The sequence below is a fragment of the Enterococcus sp. C46 genome (assembly GCF_040887565.1).
In the GTDB taxonomy this organism is placed as follows: domain Bacteria; phylum Bacillota; class Bacilli; order Lactobacillales; family Enterococcaceae; genus Enterococcus_B; species Enterococcus_B lactis.
On sequence record NZ_JBFOGA010000008.1, the window covers coordinates 25,220 to 42,111 of the forward strand.

At 34.4% G+C, this 16,892-nt stretch carries 16 protein-coding genes; 15 read left to right on the forward strand and 1 reads right to left on the reverse strand.

From position 1 onward, the window contains the following. Window positions 1-36 precede the first annotated feature (36 nt). The 3 genes from AB3I27_RS11155 to AB3I27_RS11165 all read left to right on the forward strand — a co-directional run bounded on the left by AB3I27_RS11155 (window position 37) and on the right by AB3I27_RS11165 (window position 3,861). Window positions 37-2,442, forward strand: a complete 2,406-nt coding sequence (locus AB3I27_RS11155) for an LPXTG cell wall anchor domain-containing protein (RefSeq protein ID WP_235688762.1) — start codon at window positions 37-39, stop codon at window positions 2,440-2,442. Between the two features lie 244 nt (window positions 2,443-2,686). Continuing rightward, window positions 2,687-2,920 carry a hypothetical protein gene (locus tag AB3I27_RS11160; RefSeq protein WP_002320351.1) on the forward strand — a complete coding sequence of 78 codons (234 nt, stop codon included), beginning with the start codon at window positions 2,687-2,689 and terminating at the stop codon, window positions 2,918-2,920. Beyond that, window positions 2,908-3,861: an SPFH domain-containing protein gene (locus AB3I27_RS11165; protein ID WP_065772726.1), complete on the forward strand. Its 954-nt coding sequence runs from the start codon at window positions 2,908-2,910 to the stop codon at window positions 3,859-3,861. The genes AB3I27_RS11160 and AB3I27_RS11165 overlap by 13 nt, the downstream gene beginning before the upstream one ends. 292 nt (window positions 3,862-4,153) lie before the next feature. On the opposite strand, the gene AB3I27_RS11170 is transcribed toward AB3I27_RS11165, so the two are convergent. Next, complete coding sequence (locus tag AB3I27_RS11170; protein ID WP_180811641.1) at window positions 4,154-4,993, reverse strand: CPBP family intramembrane glutamic endopeptidase; 840 nt, start codon at window positions 4,991-4,993, stop codon at window positions 4,154-4,156. 975 nt (window positions 4,994-5,968) lie between these two features. Between AB3I27_RS11170 and AB3I27_RS11175 the strand changes: the two genes are divergently transcribed. From AB3I27_RS11175 to AB3I27_RS11230, 12 genes are all read left to right on the forward strand, one after another. After that, a complete protein-coding gene (locus tag AB3I27_RS11175; protein ID WP_049142212.1) occupies window positions 5,969-6,385 on the forward strand; it encodes a PTS mannose transporter subunit IIA in 417 nt (138 codons plus the stop codon). A 60-nt stretch (window positions 6,386-6,445) separates the two neighbouring features. Further along, entirely contained in the window at window positions 6,446-6,937 is a 492-nt protein-coding gene (locus AB3I27_RS11180) for a PTS sugar transporter subunit IIB (RefSeq protein ID WP_002320347.1), read from the forward strand. Window positions 6,938-6,950: 13 nt separating this feature from the next. Beyond that, a complete protein-coding gene (locus AB3I27_RS11185) occupies window positions 6,951-7,760 on the forward strand; it encodes a PTS mannose/fructose/sorbose/N-acetylgalactosamine transporter subunit IIC (RefSeq protein ID WP_002320346.1) in 810 nt (269 codons plus the stop codon). After that, entirely contained in the window at window positions 7,757-8,584 is an 828-nt protein-coding gene (locus AB3I27_RS11190; protein ID WP_065772728.1) for a PTS system mannose/fructose/sorbose family transporter subunit IID, read from the forward strand. The genes AB3I27_RS11185 and AB3I27_RS11190 overlap by 4 nt, the downstream gene beginning before the upstream one ends. Next, a complete protein-coding gene (locus AB3I27_RS11195; protein WP_002320344.1) occupies window positions 8,578-9,288 on the forward strand; it encodes an HAD family hydrolase in 711 nt (236 codons plus the stop codon). The genes AB3I27_RS11190 and AB3I27_RS11195 overlap by 7 nt, the downstream gene beginning before the upstream one ends. Window positions 9,289-9,457: 169 nt before the next feature. Then, window positions 9,458-11,971 (forward strand): sigma 54-interacting transcriptional regulator, encoded by a 2,514-nt coding sequence (locus tag AB3I27_RS11200; protein ID WP_002345037.1) that lies wholly within the window; start codon window positions 9,458-9,460, stop codon window positions 11,969-11,971. Window positions 11,972-12,453: 482 nt separating this feature from the next. Beyond that, on the forward strand, window positions 12,454-14,316 hold the full coding sequence (locus AB3I27_RS11205) for a PRD domain-containing protein (RefSeq protein ID WP_104771489.1): 1,863 nt from the start codon (window positions 12,454-12,456) through the stop codon (window positions 14,314-14,316). Then, window positions 14,316-14,648: a PRD domain-containing protein gene (locus tag AB3I27_RS11210; protein ID WP_002291790.1), complete on the forward strand. Its 333-nt coding sequence runs from the start codon at window positions 14,316-14,318 to the stop codon at window positions 14,646-14,648. The genes AB3I27_RS11205 and AB3I27_RS11210 overlap by 1 nt, the downstream gene beginning before the upstream one ends. Before the next feature lie 19 nt (window positions 14,649-14,667). Continuing rightward, on the forward strand, window positions 14,668-15,024 hold the full coding sequence (locus AB3I27_RS11215; protein WP_002291791.1) for a glycine-rich SFCGS family protein: 357 nt from the start codon (window positions 14,668-14,670) through the stop codon (window positions 15,022-15,024). A 15-nt stretch (window positions 15,025-15,039) separates the two neighbouring features. Further along, window positions 15,040-15,390, forward strand: coding sequence for a DUF4312 family protein (locus tag AB3I27_RS11220; protein ID WP_002288312.1), 351 nt, complete (start codon window positions 15,040-15,042; stop codon window positions 15,388-15,390). 28 nt (window positions 15,391-15,418) lie between these two features. After that, a complete protein-coding gene (locus AB3I27_RS11225; RefSeq protein WP_002309666.1) occupies window positions 15,419-16,198 on the forward strand; it encodes a DUF4311 domain-containing protein in 780 nt (259 codons plus the stop codon). 10 nt (window positions 16,199-16,208) lie between these two features. Beyond that, the gene (locus tag AB3I27_RS11230; protein WP_002309665.1) at window positions 16,209-16,886 is read left to right on the forward strand and encodes a DUF4310 family protein; all 678 of its coding nucleotides are present in this window, start codon (window positions 16,209-16,211) and stop codon (window positions 16,884-16,886) included. Window positions 16,887-16,892: the final 6 nt, after the last annotated feature.

A 16,892-nucleotide genomic window follows, 5' to 3' on the forward strand; every position in this document is an offset into this window, starting at 1 on the left:
AAATAATTGTATAAAAGATGTAGAAAGGAGACAAAAATGAAAAAAATTTTAACAATTATTTGCCTGGGATTGCTGATTGGGGCGGCAATCCCAGTGTCTGCAGCAGCTGATGATCAAACAACTAGTAGGGTAGGAATTACATTTTATCAGTCTAGTGACAAAGTGATACCTATGAATAAAATAGTTGTTTCTGACAATTTAGATAAGATTTCATCAAGAAAAGATAACCGACTGTTGCCTAAAACAAGTGAAGAACAGAATCGATTTATCGGTATAATAGGTATAAGTTTTTTATTGATTATTTCGTTATTTTATTCTTTAAAAAGACGTATCGTTACGGAGAAAAAAATGAAAAATAGTAAAAAGTTTATAGCATTATTATTTATTTTTGGTGGAATTTTATTTTTTGCTTCTCGAAAGGTAGAAGCTGCTCCGAGACCCTTAACTGATTTAGGATATTTTCATTGGGCAAACCAGTCAAAAACACCAGCAGATAATACATTTATCATGCATCACGGGCAACAAACTGAAGTGGTACCGATTTCTGGTAAAGTTTACGAACATTACTTAACAGTGGATAAAAGTACTAATGTAAGTAGTTGTCTAGTTAAAAATGTAGGATATTATCATGGTGAACAGATTAATTTAAAAGTTACCATAGAAAGAAATAAAGACAATTTGGCAGGTGGTTCTCTCTTCTTTTCAGAAAGCTTTTTTCTGGGTATTGATATTGATGGTGAAATGATAGTAACCTATGAATTTCTAAATCAAAACAATGAGCCAATAACAGTAGAGACTGCTTTTAATTATTATGGCTTAAATCCTAATAAGTATATTGGTTTTTTATTTCCAAGTACTGTGATCAAGGGATTGTATGCTAATAATCCTACTCATATTTTGTATGATACTTGGGATGGCGGAGCAAATGATTACTGGGTGTATTTTAAAAATATAACGAGAGGGATTCCGTGGCGTGATCCGAAACAAGATCTAGAATTAACCACTAATCCTATTAATAAAGTGAGTTTTGTTGTTCACAATAATGATGCCACCACTTCATCGGTAGGTTATGTCACGGACTTCTTAGCTGAACCAGAGTTTCCTGTAGCTTATGGAGTAGATTCTTCATTTGAGAAAGCAAATCAGGACATTTATTTAAGCGCACAGCAAACGATTCCTAATATAGAAAAATGGGAAAAAAATAAATCAATGGAGTTATGTTTTAATTTACAAAAAATTTATTCGACCCATCAATATTCTTTTAAGGAAGCAAAAGTAACTAATCTCAATGGTGATGATTTAACAGACTTGTTTAAAACAAGCAATGAACCAAACGGTAATGTCGCTTTAGTGATAAACAATTTAAATGACAAACGTTTATATGATACGGTATTGCTATATGATATTAAACTAAACTGGAAAGGAACGGATTATCCTGTAGACATCGGTCTGATTAAAGATGAAAAGTTACCATTACCATTCGACATAAAGACATTGCTCAATGATCAACCACTAGGAGAACAATCAGGGAAAAGTTCTGTAAATTACAAAGGTAAAATAATCATTCCTTTTCTTGATGAGAAAGATAATATCCTACAGTCGCCTTTAGTCAAAGAGGGAATCGTCACCACTCCGTATGATGTTTCAAAAGATTATCCTGAAATAAAAGGATATTATCCTATAAAAAACAGTTCCAAAGATACAGGAATTTATTTACCAGATGAACAGACGATTGTTCATAGGTATAAGAAAGGCAAGTCCATACAATTTGAATTACTAGATAAAGAAGATCCCTTATACGTATCTCGCTTCACTAAAGATAGAGAAATTACGTTTGATTTTTCACATAAAGCTAACGAAAAGATTTATTTGATGGCTAAATGTGGGAAAGAAGAAATAACTTTGGAAAAATATTCTGAAGCGGCTGAAACAGTAAAGAATCGTACTTTCCATTTTAAAGCACCAGAAAAATGGTTGGGTCAACAAGTCGCATTTTATTTAAAAGATGAAGAAGGCTGTGTTTCTCAAGAGGAAGTAAGAACGATTCAAACGGAACCAAGTCCCCAACTCACACTTCCTGAAGATATTAACTTTGGAGTGAAAGAAATACCATCCATGAATACTGTTTCTTCGCTAGAAGAAGGAAATATTTTTAAAGTAGAAGACAATAGTAAATTAGATAAGAGCTTGTGGACCATTAAACTGTCTGAAGAAACCCCATTAATGAATAGCCAAGGTGATAAACTTAATGACCGATTATCTTTTACGACGTATGAGGGGAAAGAAGTTCATCTAAATTCTACGGAACAAGTTATTTGGCAAGATAGTGGGAATGCAAAAGTCGATCTATCTGATAAACTGCATTTGAAACTACAGCCTTCGGATAACGTAGGCATCTACAGTGGTATATTAAAATGGAATTTTGAAGATGCGCCAAATTAAAATAAGGGCGAGCTGGATGAGGAAAACGGGTATATAGCGTTTAAGAAGTCCATGCATTGAATATGTATGGAAATCTTCATGCTATCATCAATGTATAAATGCTTTGCAGTATTATTCTATTACCATCTCTGTTAAACAATTCTTTCTAATTTTCTAACTTTTTTAATTCTAATCCTGACCATATTAAATTTTTTGGGATTTTTTTTTTAATATTTAATATATAATAAGAGGAAAGGAGGAGAATATGGCAGATTATTTAGAAAATAAGGTCATAGGAAAGTACTTTCGTTCACCTACTGATCAATTTTTAGGTATTATTCGTGTTTATGGTACTTATACAGAATACCGTGTAATAGAAGGAGTCCCTGAAAAGGATGCTATGCTAGAAATCATAGATGTTCAGTCCGGTGTGCTTCTTACAAGAGTGAATAATAGTTTATTTGTAAACGGAAGAGGGTATATAGAATGTTGGTTGTGAAAATAATCGTTGGAGTATTTGTTGTAGCTTTTCTTATCTGGTTATTGACTAGTACTGCAGTTGTTGTACGTCAAGGGGAAGTAAAAGTAGTAGAAAGTTTTGGTAAGTATGTAAAAACGTTGGAGCCAGGATTACATTTCCTTATTCCAATATTATATACTGTGCGCGAAAGAGTATCGCTAAAACAGATTCCTTTAGAAATAGAACCTCAAAGTGCTATTACAAAAGATAATGTAATGGTTGAGATCGACGAAGCTATCAAATATCACGTTACAGATGTTCGAGCATTTGTTTATGATAATGAAAATTCCGTAGTATCAATGATCCAAGATGCGCAATCGAATTTGCGTGGAATTATCGGGAAAATGGAGCTAAATGAAGTATTGAATGGTACTGAAGAAATTAATGCCTCTTTGTTTGCTTCAATTAAAGATATTACTTCTGGCTATGGTTTGGCAATCGATCGAATTAATATTGGGGAAATAAAAGTATCTAAAGAAATTGTTGAATCAATGAACAAATTGATAACAGCTTCAAGAGACAAAGAATCAATGATTACTCGTGCAGAAGGTGAGAAATCATCTGCGGTACTTAATGCTGAAGCTAATGCATCTAAAATGACCATTGATGCACAAGCAAGGGCACAACAAACCCAAATTGACGCAGAAGCAAGAGCAAAGCGCATTCGTATTGACGCAGAGGCAGAAGCTGATCGTATTGAAAAAATTACTGAAGCAGAGAAAAAAAGAATAATAATCTTAAATGAAGCGATAAAAAATAGTCAACTCGATGAGGTATCCTTATCTTATTTAGGAATAGAAGCATTTAAAGAGGTAGTTTCTAGTCAAACAAATACCATTATATTACCTTCTAACATGACGGAATTAGGCAATATCCCTGTAGCAAAACAGTTATGGGAGAAACAAATAAAAGAAAATTAATTATGGATTACATTTACGTTTTAAAATAGTATAAATCTTTATCTTACTTACATTGTTACTGAAAAGGTCAGTGATCCGTAACCTTGGATTTCATAGTTAGAGAAAAATCACTATTCTTTTTTATATTGTCAAAAAGTAATCTATACAATTCTCCCTCTCAAAAGTTAGTTTAACTATTGAGAGGGAGAATTTTTGCAATATAATACTTCTTGGATTTTTCGATCAACATTTCCTAACGTTATCAAATTGATACGTAACCTTAATTTCTTAGATTGCTTTTTGAGAAAATATTTCACTCCAATTGTAATGGCTTATTAAAGATATCTCTTTTGCGCCATATCAATATAACTAGTATGATTAAAACAAATAAAGAAACGAATATGCTCATATAATCAATTGAGCTATGATAGATAGTTTGGAAAAGTATACCTTCGCTATCTTGAGTAGAATTAGCCAAACCAAAAAAGTCAGACATAAAAAAGTTATAGGCGCCGTGAGAAGCCGCTGCAACCCAAGTATTAGAAAATAGAATTCTTAATAAAGCCCATACCATACCAATTAAAAAATAATCTATCAACTCTAGCGTAAATCCTCCTGCATTGCTCAGATGCATTAACATAAAAAATAAACTACTTACTACCACTCCCCATAAAAGATTAGTTTTTTTCGCGATCCCACCTAATACAAATCCTCGGCTAATTACTTCTTCTTGTGATCCTTGAGCTAGATAAAACACCATGCTTATTAGTAATGTAGACCAAGAAGATTTCGCAAAAACTTCTTGGAAATCAGCTCCGCCAATTAATATATAGCCGAATACAATAAAAGCAATTAAGAGACCTCCAATTAAATACCCTAAGATAAACTTTTTTAAGAAATCTTTTTTAGAAAAACCTAATATTCTGATATCTTTATATATTAACTTAGTTAATACTACAAAAAAGAAACTAATCATTAAAAAAAAGAAAACATCAAGTATCAAGCTAACTAATTGGTTTCCTTGCAGATTTGGAAATAGTTGTTCAAAAAAAACGGATTTTAAATAAATGGAAATAAACAAACCTAAAAAAGCGACAAAATAACTCAGAACAGGGGGGATTATAATAGCAATTGCTTTCTTCATGATTCTCATAAGTCAACCTCCTTTTTTATTTTATTCTAATTGAATAAACTTATTTAGTAAAACAATCTCTCTAATATACGTTTTATGATCTTATAAACATACGTATAAAGTTTAAATGATGGAATGTAATGATAATTTAATTTATTATCCATCTGAGAAACTTGGTTTAAACCTGTAATGAGTTTTTTTAATGAAAAATCACTTTTTCTCCTTCCTTAGTAATATCCGAAAGCGAAATGATTAAAGTACATCCTTAAAAATTAAGTGAAAGCTGATTACTTTCAGAGCAGGTAACTAAGGTAGATAATTAAAGACCGTTTATAAAGTAAATAAAGAAGAAAAATGATAGTACGAAATCATTATGAAAAGCTGTCTCAACAACCGTTAAGAGAATATTTTTTATTTAAATATTTAAAAAAATTCTAAAAACAGTAAAATTTTCAAACTATTTTTATTTCTATTATCGTGACATAATTAAGTCACTATCACAGACCGTTGACAACTATTTTCCTTTTGAAAACTATTCTCAGGAGTATTTGTGATAGTACTCTTCTCATTATCATTATTCTGCTAGCACTAAACCATTCTCCTATGATTATGATAATGACCTTCTGTTCAAAAGCCACTTAGAAAAGTGGCTTTTTTGTAATAAGAAGATTCATCTTTCAGGATAATAAAAATGATTTTTTACATTTTGGTTTATTAGTAGTTTTACCTCAAAATTTTTTATGAAAATAGAGCTTTCTCTCATATATTGAATGAAAGTTAACATGAGCGAAAACGCATCTGTATAGTTAATTAGGTTCGAAGTACTGGTTTAGACAAATTTATTATCAAGCTTTCTATCACCTATTAGCATCTGTTTAGAAGTAAATCAAACTGTTTAAACAGTTTGAAAAGTATTAGAAAGCTCAAGGAATGGGACTTTCTTATACTTTTATTTTTTGGCATAGTATTTGCTTAATATAAAGTGAGGTGAAAAATATGAAAAAAAAATTTTTAGTTGCAACACATGGGCGACTAGCAAGCGGCTTTCAAAATTCAATGGCGATTTTAGCTGATAAAGGAGCAGAACTTGAAGTCATTAATGCATATTTAACAAATGAAGACTATACGCCCATCATTTCTAACTTTATAGATTCTATCGAAGAAGGAGAACAAGGAATTATCTTTACCGATCTGTTTGGCGGAAGTGTAAATCAAACAGTGGTAGCAGAAATGATAAAACAAAAAAAAGATCAATTGTTTGTCATTTCTAATAGTAATTTAGCAATTATATTATCTTTAGTCCTAACACCGGAAAATGAGGTCTTTACAAAACAAAGTATAAACGAAGCAATTGAGATAAGCCAGGTTCGTTTAGTATCAACAGATTTGCCTACAGAAGAGATATTTTTTTAAATCAAAAGTGTAAGAAGAAACTATTATAGTAATTTGATACAAAATAAGGAGGAAAAAAGAATGATAACTCAAATACGTGTGGACGATCGACTAATCCATGGTCAAGTAGCTGTAGTTTGGACGAAAGAATTAAATGCGCCATTATTAGTGGTTGCTAATGATGAAGCAGCAAAAAATGAGGTCATGCAAATGACATTGAAGATGGCTGTACCAAATGGAATGAAACTATTGATTCGTTCGGTGGATGATGCTATCAATATATTCAATGATCCAAGAGGAGCCGACAAACGAATTTTTGTCATTGTAAATAGCGTATCCGATGCAAATAAAATAGCTCAAAATGTAGAAAACATAGAAACAGTCAATGTTGCTAACGCAGGTAGATTTGATAAATCTGATCCATCAACGAAAAAAATGATATTTCCTAGTGTGCAGTTGAATCCTAATGAATTAGCTGCAGCAAAGGAATTAGCTAAATTAGATCGAGTAAATAGTTACAACCAGGTGTTGCCGTCAAATCCGCAATTAAGTTTAGAAGATGCATTAGAGTAGGGAGGAATAAAATATGTTAATGCACGCAACTATGGCAGCTTTAGCAGTATTTATCTGTTTTGCGGGTAACTATTTGACTGGACAAAGTATGATGGAACGTCCATTAGTAGTAGGTCTCGTTACAGGTATTTTAATGGGGGACATGAAAACGGGTATTTTGATGGGAGCCTCTTTGGAAGCCGTATTTTTAGGAAATGTAAATATTGGCGGAGTGATAGCAGCAGAGCCAGTAACGGCCACAACTTTAGCTACAACTTTCGCCATCATTTCTAATGTAGAACAAAAAGCAGCAATGACTCTCGCTGTGCCAATTGGTATGTTAGCTGCATTTGTCGTTATGTTTTTGAAAAATGTTTTCATGAATATCTTTGCTCCAGCTTTAGATAAAGCTGCACGTGAAAATAACCAAAAAATGATCCTTACGCTACATTTTGGTACATGGGTGATCTATTATTTAATCATTGCATCTATTTCTTTCATTGGAATTTTAGCTGGGAGTGGTCCGGTAAATTCCTTTGTTGAACATATCCCTCAAAGTCTAATGAATGGTCTTAGTGCAGCTGGAGGGTTGTTGCCTGCTGTTGGATTTGCCATGTTGATGAAGCTCTTATGGGACAATAAGTTAGCTGTTTTTTATATCCTTGGATTTGTTCTAACCGCTTACTTACAACTGCCGGCAGTGGCTGTTGCTGTGATTGGGGTTGTTATCTGTGTTGTCAGCGCTCAGCGGGATATTGAAATTAGAGAGGTTGGTAAAAATGGTAATAGGCATGACAAAGGGCTAATGACAAAAGCAGAAGAAGAGGAGGACTTTTTCGCATGAGATTCCAAGAAAACTTGACAAAAGAAGAAAAGAAAATGATGCGTTCTGTCTTTTGGCGTTCATGGACGATGAATGCCAGTCGTACTGGAGCAACGCAATACCACGCAGTAGGCGTCATTTATACGCTGCTGCCAGTTATCAATCGTTTTTATCAAACAAAAGAAGAACGTGCAGAGGCAATTGTTCGCCATACAACCTGGTTCAATGCAACGATGCATATTAATAATTTCATTATGGGATTAGTTGCTTCAATGGAAAAGCAAAATAGTGAAGATGAACATTTTGACGCCAGTTCAATCACTGCTGTTAAAGCATCATTAATGGGACCAATATCAGGTATTGGAGATTCATTTTTCTGGGGAATTTTACGGGTAATCGCAGCGGGTATCGGTATCTCTTTAGCAGCAACTGGTTCTCCGCTAGGTGCAATCATATTTTTATTGATTTATAATATTCCGGCTTTTCTCATTCACTATTACGCACTGTATAGCGGTTATTCTGTGGGTGCCAGTTTTATTCAACGAATGTATGAATCAGGTGGAATGAAAATTTTGACAAAAGCTTCAAGTATGTTGGGCTTAATGATGATGGGATCAATGACAGCATCGAATGTCAAATTCAAGACCATCTTAGAAGTGAGCGTGGAAGGCAGCAAAGAAGTGATGAAAATTCAAGATTACCTTGATCAATTATTTATAGGCATCGTACCATTAGCGGTGACGTTATTTGCATTTTGGTTATTACGGAAAAAAGTCAACGTAAATGTAGTAATGTTTGGTATTATGTTTTTAGGTATTATATTAGGACTGTTAGGGATATGCTAGAAAACACTGCTGTTTTTTTCGATATTGATGATACATTATTAGACAATTATAGTGCCTTCAAATGTACCATCCGAAAGTACTATCCTGACTCTTTCCTCGAAGAACCTTTTTTAAAGCGTCTTTATCATGAATTCCGCTGTCATAGCGAAAAGATTTATAAGTTTTATCAAGAAGGAAAATTAGATAAAAAAAAGAAAGACGAACGATGGTTACTAGTGATGGAAACATTAAATTCAAAGAAGAATACCAATTTATCTGAATTAGATGCTTACTATCATTTATGCCAAAGCAAACAGACTTTGTCAGTTGAAATGTCTTTACTTTTAAGTGTTTTGAAAAAAAGTGGAATTCTATGCGGAATTATAACAAATGGATTCACTCAGCAACAGCAAAGTAAACTAGATCAATTAGAACTTGATCGTTTTATCGAACCGAGATGGCAATTTATTTCAGAAAAGTTAGGTGATGCAAAACCAAGTGTAAGCTGTTTTCGAAAAGTTTCTAAACAATTGCCAGAAAAGATAACAAAAATTTATTATTTAGGGGATAGTTATCAAAATGATGTTATTCCATCTAGATTAGCCGGCTGGTGTCCGATCTGGTTGAATCATTTTGTTGATGATGAAGCAGCAGAGATTCTACAAGCTAAAACCGACAATGAAGCAGCCACCTTGATATTATCTCAATTACTACGTTCGAAATAAGTAGAGCCGTGTCCCATAGGAAAAACTACTGTAGCTAAGAGTATGATTTGATACACTCTGACTGCAGTAGTTTTGATTTTTTAGTATTCCATCTGCTGTAAGTCTTTTTGGAGGATATGGCATTTCCATTTCTTATCATATACTATATTTTTTATGAGGAGGTTTGAGTATGCGACAAGAAACGAGAGAGCAGTTACTGAATTTATTATCTGGAGCAACTACCTTGACAACACAGGAGATTGCTGATTCTATCTCATTAAGCCGCTCAGCAACAAGCTTATATTTGAATGAATTATTAGATAAAAATGAAATACAAAAAAGCGGAACAAAACCAGTGTACTGGTCAATTGCTGAATCAGAAAATAAAGGCGTGAAAGATGCGTTTGCTCAGTATATTGGAAATAATGGTAGTGCTAAACGAGCAATTGAGACGTGTAAGGCAGCAGTATTGTATCCACCATTAGGATTACCACTTCTTTTGCACGGAGCAAGTGGAGTTGGAAAAAGTTTTTTAGCACACTTAATTTTTAAATATCTTAAAGAAAAAAAGTGTAAAGGAACAAAAAATTTCTTTGTCTTCAATTGTGCAGATTACGCTAATAACCCTGAGTTATTATCTTCTATTCTATTCGGACACACAAAAGGTGCTTTTACAGGAGCAGAAAAAGAAAAGGTTGGTCTTTTAGCGCAAGCTGATGATAGTGTTTTATTTTTAGACGAAGTACATCGATTATCTCACGAGAATCAGGAAAAACTATTTCAATTTATGGATACAGGGAATTTTCGGCCTATCGGCGAAGAAGCAGAAATGATTTCTTCGAATGTTCGATTATTATTTGCAACGACTGAAAAGCCTGAAGAAGCACTATTACCGACATTTTATCGACGTATTTCCGTTATTGTTGAATTACCAGCTTTTCATGAACGACCAATATTTGAGCGTATAGAGCTAGTCAAATATTTGTTTGAACGAGAAGCAAAGCGAATAAAAAAGAATATAGTTATTTCAAACGAGAATTTTTTTGCCTTAACAACACAAGAACTTTCAGGTAATATTGGAAGCTTATCAAATCAGGTAAGGATGAGTTGTGCTGATGCATTAAGGCTGACACCTCATAGTCAAACATTATTTATAGGTCAAGATAAGAAAACAACAGTTAAAATAACTTACCCCTCTACATCTAGTCCATCTATTGAGGAATACCAGATTTTTGCAGAGAGACTGATGCCTATATTAGATATAAATGAATTTGCTGAATTAAAAGAAAAATTACAAAAATTTGATAGTCAATACTTAGAAAATGTAGTGACTTTGTCAAATGATAGTTTGTCTTTAAGTATGAAAACAAGCATCCAAAAACAAAATCGTAGAATCATCGACAATGAAGCGATGACGCTAGAACCCCTTGAAATTGTTTGTAGGTTACTACAAATTTTAAAAGGAAAACTACCAGAAAAAAATTTAAAAGAAAAAATACATCTACTATCAAAACAGTATCCTAGAACTATACTTTTAACTACTAATCTCACAAGAGAGCTTCCTCTAGAAATTCGCCCCTTTGTTACTTTCTTCTTAGGTGTAATGCTGATTGGCAAGGTCTCAGAAGACATCCGTTACCAAGCATTACTAGTAGCTCATGGAAATGCGACTGCTAGTAGTATTCAAGCTGTGGCAAATAAAATGTGTGGAGATTACGTTTTTGATGCTATCAATATGCCTTTATCATCTTCTGCTAGAGATATTATCACAAAAGTTAATGATTGGCTTTCAGAAAGAGATACATCTGAAGGAGTGATCATGCTTGTGGATATGGGCTCATTAACTCATTTATATAAGAGCTTGAAGCCTCAAATTTTAGGAGAATTATTAGTTATTAATAATTTAACTACCTCTTATGCACTAGAGATTGGACAGCAACTAATCAATGGAAATCTTTTTTATGAGATTGCAAAAACGGCAGAAAGTGATTTTGTAACGAATATCCAGTATTTTGAAGGTTTTGCTGTAGAAAAAAATGTCATTATTTCTAGTATATCTGGTCGTGATATTGCGAAGAAAATAAAAATGATCTGTGAAAAATACTTTAATCCTGACATTAAGCTAATCGTATTAAACTACGGAGAATTAGTGAGCACATTAGAACGAGCTTCTTCGGAAGAAGGATATTTGAAAGAGACGGCGTTGATCTTGACAACTTCCTATCTGGATAACACAACCCCGGTTCCTAGTATTAATCTAATTGATGTTTTGGATGAAGATGCAGAGAATAAATTGAATAGACAATTGAGAAACCTAATTCATCCTAGTAGTGTTCCATTATTAACGAACGAATTCATCCATTTCTTTTCAAAAGAAGGTTTATCTGAAAAACTCGAATTTTTAAACCCTGATGTGATTATCCGACAAGTAGAAGATGTAGTAGAAAAGTGCGAGAAAAGATTCAGTCTTCAGTTGAATGCTAAAATGAAGTTCAATTTAATGATGCATCTAGCTTTGATGGTCGAACGAACGATACTTGGTGCAGAAGACTATCCAGTCCCAGAAGATATCAACCAGCTGAAAATCAACAACAAATTGTTTTATCAAAATACACAAACGATTTTCTATACTTTGGAACAGTTTTATAAAATCAAAATATCGACATGGGAATTATATATACTTTATGAAATTTTAGTGGGATAGAAAGTATGAATCCATCTGTTTGAATATTTTTTATTTGAGTATGATCAATACCAATAAACGTGTATCATTGATTAGTTTTATTCATTACTTTTAAATATTTATAGTCATAGATAAGCTTCATGTAGGAATTCGTCAGCCGCGTATTATTCTACATGGAGTTTAATTTTTGTATGGTGATCCAGTCAAACTTTATTTAGGATAGAACGTGTAAGCCATGATATTTTTAGAGAATATACGGTTTAAGATATTGAAAGCTGTTCTCAATTTTTTAGTTTAAGAAATTTGAAAAAGCGTTTGATTATTTATATTACGACTTAGTGCAATAAAAAACGTATTTTAACAGTACATGTAGTCGTCTTTATAATAGATAAACTCTGTAAGTTTAGTTAAAAAGCTATAAGTTGCACTTAGTTAAGTGCAAACATTTCATATTGTTGTTAGTTTAGAAAACGCTTATATTAGCAATGTAAGGAGAGATGATAATGCAGCAGCTAACAAAAAGAGAAAGGCAGCTTTTGATTTACTTGGTGGAAATGTCTGAACCGGTAACAATCAAAAAGTTGGCTGAAAAAGAAAATGTTAGTGTTCGGACGATAAAATACGATCTAGATGATATAAGAGAGTGGCTGAATGAACGGAAGCAAGTCCTATATAGCAAACGTAGTCAGGGAATTTGGATGAATATTAGTAGCTCTGATCGAATCAAATTAAAAAGCGAATTGATGGATGTTAATCGTTTTGAAATATTTGCAGATCAAAGTCTCCGAATCAAACGTTTACTAATTATGCTTTTAGTAACAAAAGAAGCTATTACTGGAATGAAAATGGCCAACGCATTAGATGTCAGCAAAGATACGATCATGAATGATTTAGATGTGCTGGAAAATAATTTTCTTAAGGAAGGATTGACCTTGAATCGTCAGGCGCGAAAGGGTTTTTGGATCACAGGAGAAGAACGTCTAGTTCGATTAACGATTGAAGAGATTCTTCAAAAAGAGTTCACGGATTATGACATTTATAAATTAATGTCATTGTTATTGAACGGCGGTGAGACTGAATACTTTGAAATGTATTCTGCTACTGCTACACCTATCCAAGAGGTATTTAATCAAGTAATCATTCGAATGCGGCACTTACTGGAATTTGAAAATCTAGAGAAACTGAATTACGCGGAATTACTAAATATTCTGATTCGAGTGACAATTGCTACCGTTCGCTTACGTAAAGAGGCTACGATTGGTCGTTATCAATTGGTTGCTGAACAAGAATTAGACAAAAACGATCTTTCTTATCGCGTCATGCAGCAGGTCTTTGATTATTATCAGTTGCCACTGTTCGAGGATGAATATCATTATATCTATAGTGATACATTCGACACGATTCACCAGCAAGACGTTATGAAACTAGTTGAGAATGTGATTTATAAAGTAAGTAAAGCAATCAACCATTCTTTTTATCAAGATCCACAATTGTTGACGAATCTGTATGCTCATTTATCTATGCGATTATCGAGAAAGAAAAAATTTGTCAATGAATATAATCCTTTTAAAGAAGATATCAAGCAGAAATACCCGGAATTATTTGATGCAATCAAGCAAGCAGTTCGACAAGAAATAAGTGAACAAAATATTCTGATCAATGATTCTTTCGTGGCATATATTGCCTTACACTTTTTGGTTTCCTACGAAAGAGAAGAAGATCTACGAAGCGTTAGAGCCGTCTACATTTGTTCAACAGGGTTGGGTGTGACTAGTCTGATCAAGCAAAAGATCAATGAAGAATTAAATAATATCACTATCGTGGCATTTGCTTCAGTATTGAATGCGCAAGAAATGATTGCTACCAAAGATCCTGATTTGGTGATTAGTATTTTTCCAATCAATGGCATCGATCGTCCTTTCATCAAAGTCCATCCATTACCCACTGAACAGGACTTGAAAAAAATTCAACAAATAATAAAAAAAATACTAGCTTCTTCCAATCAGCAGGAAAGGCATAACTTGAATCTTAGAGAAACGTCCATCAATAAAGATACTTTAGAAGACTTTAGCAAGGAATTGATTTTGAAAGCTTATACGATTTATGAATGTTTACTTGTCATTTTGGAAGCAGAATTGATCCAAGAATATCGAGAAGCTTTTTTGCTTCATGTATTCTTAATGGTTCATCGTATCACATTTGATCAACAATATATGGCAGAAGGTCGTCAAGTAGATCAGATTATTTTAGACAAAGGAACACTGGTAGGAAAAATCGAAGCAGTTTTTGCAGAAAATAATTTAGGAATCAATCAGTCAGAAATCAGTGCATTATTCTCATATATAAAAGAAGGAGCGTCAAGTTAGTGAAAATGTCAGACGAGGCTTTAAAAATTATCGAGGAAAGTCAAAATCGGGAAAAGTTAAAACAAGTGATTGATCTAATTGAAGAGCGATTAGTAGAACATGCTATTGTACCAACCGAGTTGCAGTGGACCATTCTAATTAATCACTTGAATGAGATGCTGAAACGTTCTCAAAGAAAGGAAACGATTCCCGTAGTCGATCGGGATTTGTTCAAAGAAGTATCCAAAGAAGCCATAACTATTTCTGATGAAATAGTTAGAAGTATCGGTAATTTAACCGATGATGAAATATATGTTTTGTCGATTCATTTTGAAACAGCAAAAAATAATTAATATTTAGGAGGGAACAATCATGATTACAGTAGTTATTGCAGACCGTATGGGTAAAGGACAAAATGTGGCCAAAGGGGTAGAAGCAGCTGGCGGCAAAGCAGTTGTCGTACCAGGAATGGGGGCAGATATGCGTTTGGGCGATGTGATGCAACAAGAGCATGCAGATATGGGTATCTCTTTTTGTGGTAGTGGTGGTGCAGGTGCATTAACAGCAGCAACAAAATATGGCTATCCAGAACGACATGGTATGCGTTCGATTGAAGAAGGGATCACAGCTATCAAGGATGGCAAAACTGTTCTAGGTTTCGGCTTTATGGATCAAGAGGAATTAGGGAAACGTCTGACAGAAGAATTTATCAAAAAGCATGGAAAATAGAAAGAGGGACATGAAATGAGCGTTCAAAAGACAATTCAGCAAAAAGTTATCGTCTCCGGTAAAGGGGAAACAAAGCAACATGCTTTTGCATCAGCGTTAGCAGAAATTCAAAACAAAATAATGGAACAATCAAACGTATTATTGCGAATCGAACCAGTCAATGTGGATATTTTAAAGGCGGTCGAAAACAAATACACAGAACGCTTTCTATTTTTCTTCTTCCCACGGCAACGTATCAGCTATGAAGTCGAACTTTCTGTTACTGTGGCTGTAACAGAAATAAAATTGGCAGACATATCGTTCAGCCAGCAAATGACTGAAGATCCAAATGGGATTGCCATTCCATTTGTAACTAAAAAAATCTAATTTTGAATTATAAGGGGGAAAGAATAACGTGGATTTCGTAATCATTCTAGTCAAATCGGTTATTATCGGGGGATTACTTGGTTTTGCAGCATCTGTCGGGGCAGCTCGAATGTTTCATGCACCTAATACACAAGGTTTAGGAGCTTTTAGAACATTAGGCGAAATGAATGCCTGCATGGGTGATCCAGCTTCTCATTTTTCATTTGGTTTAGGCTTTTTCTTTAATGCATGGGCTTCTTCAGTTGGTGCTGGTGCATTCACACAAGATGTGACGCATCGAATCATTCCCAATTGGGCAGCGGCAGCACTTCTAGCAAAAAACAAAGATGTCACCCAGACCATGCATGATCCGAAAAAAATGGGGATCATTGGAGCGGTTATCGGGGCAGGGGTGGTAGCCTTCTTAAACACAACAGCTGCAGCAATTCCAGAGGCGTTACAAGTGACGGCGGTTTCCGTTTTGGTACCAGCGGCGACGATTCTGATCAATACAGTAATGCCAGTTATTTTTTGGTTGGCAGCTTTAGACGCAGGGAAACGAACTGGTTTTTGGGGCACTCTTTTTGGCGGTATCGCGCAATTGATCATGGGAAATGCGGTACCTGGTGTTGTTCTAGGAATCTTGATTGGTAAAGGCGTCGATGAGAGCGGTTGGAATCGCGTCACGAAGAGCATGATGATCGCTATTGTTTTATTATTTATTTTCAGTGGATTTTTCCGTGGATTTGATATGGAAATGATCAAGAGCTTCCAGCTTCAAGTGCCTAATTGGCTTGATAACTTGCACAACATCTTTAGTGTGAAATAGGAGGAGAATCATGGAGACAACAGAAGAACAAGCAAAAGTATTAGAAGTAAAGCGGCAAAAGAGCTTTTGGTTTGCAGACTGGTCTTTTCCGCTAATCGTAGGAATTATGTCCGCTGCTGTATTTGCAGGAACACACATGTATGTGATGTATGGTGTGGGTGCATTCAATGAAGTTTCGATCGTGGCGATGTTAAAAGCCGGGCTGGATGGCGGATCCTATGGCGCAGCGGCAGCGTTTGGTGCTAGTTTCTTATTTGCCAGAATTTTAGAAGGCTCTTTAGTTGGGATCTTGGACTTAGGCGGTTCGATCCTAACTGGGATCGGAATAGGGGTACCAGCAATTCTCTTAAGTATGAAAATAGCGGCACCAATCGATAATTTTGCACTCTCTTTATTGACTGGTTTGGTTCTAGGTTTGATTGTTGGTGGCATCATTGTCTTGATTCGTAAATTTACGATCAATCAATCAAATTCCACTTTTGGTGCTGACGTCATGATGGGGGCAGGAAATTCATCTGGACGTTTTTTGGGTCCATTAATTATATTAAGCGCGTGTGCAGCATCTATTCCAATCGGCATTGGCGCTACATTAGGAGCACTAGGATTCTATGCTTGGAAAAAACCAATTGCTGGAGGTGCTATTTTAGGAGCAATGATTTTAGGAGCAATCTTCCCGGCAGTAAATTAATAGAAA

Excerpts from the sequence above, each read along its gene's own strand:
- AB3I27_RS11160 (WP_002320351.1), top strand. The coding sequence starts at position 2,687 with ATGGCAGATTATTTAGAAAATAAGGTCATAGGAAAGTACTTTCGTTCA.
- AB3I27_RS11220 (WP_002288312.1), top strand. The coding sequence starts at position 15,040 with ATGAGCGTTCAAAAGACAATTCAGCAAAAAGTTATCGTCTCCGGTAAA.
- AB3I27_RS11200 (WP_002345037.1), top strand. The coding sequence starts at position 9,458 with ATGCGACAAGAAACGAGAGAGCAGTTACTGAATTTATTATCTGGAGCA.
- AB3I27_RS11205 (WP_104771489.1), top strand. The coding sequence starts at position 12,454 with ATGCAGCAGCTAACAAAAAGAGAAAGGCAGCTTTTGATTTACTTGGTG.
- AB3I27_RS11195 (WP_002320344.1), top strand. The coding sequence starts at position 8,578 with ATGCTAGAAAACACTGCTGTTTTTTTCGATATTGATGATACATTATTA.
- AB3I27_RS11215 (WP_002291791.1), top strand. The coding sequence starts at position 14,668 with ATGATTACAGTAGTTATTGCAGACCGTATGGGTAAAGGACAAAATGTG.
- AB3I27_RS11230 (WP_002309665.1), top strand. The coding sequence starts at position 16,209 with ATGGAGACAACAGAAGAACAAGCAAAAGTATTAGAAGTAAAGCGGCAA.
- AB3I27_RS11155 (WP_235688762.1), top strand. The coding sequence starts at position 37 with ATGAAAAAAATTTTAACAATTATTTGCCTGGGATTGCTGATTGGGGCG.
- AB3I27_RS11170 (WP_180811641.1), bottom strand. The coding sequence starts at position 4,993 with ATGAGAATCATGAAGAAAGCAATTGCTATTATAATCCCCCCTGTTCTG.
- AB3I27_RS11165 (WP_065772726.1), top strand. The coding sequence starts at position 2,908 with ATGTTGGTTGTGAAAATAATCGTTGGAGTATTTGTTGTAGCTTTTCTT.
- AB3I27_RS11175 (WP_049142212.1), top strand. The coding sequence starts at position 5,969 with ATGAAAAAAAAATTTTTAGTTGCAACACATGGGCGACTAGCAAGCGGC.
- AB3I27_RS11190 (WP_065772728.1), top strand. The coding sequence starts at position 7,757 with ATGAGATTCCAAGAAAACTTGACAAAAGAAGAAAAGAAAATGATGCGT.
- AB3I27_RS11185 (WP_002320346.1), top strand. The coding sequence starts at position 6,951 with ATGTTAATGCACGCAACTATGGCAGCTTTAGCAGTATTTATCTGTTTT.
- AB3I27_RS11180 (WP_002320347.1), top strand. The coding sequence starts at position 6,446 with ATGATAACTCAAATACGTGTGGACGATCGACTAATCCATGGTCAAGTA.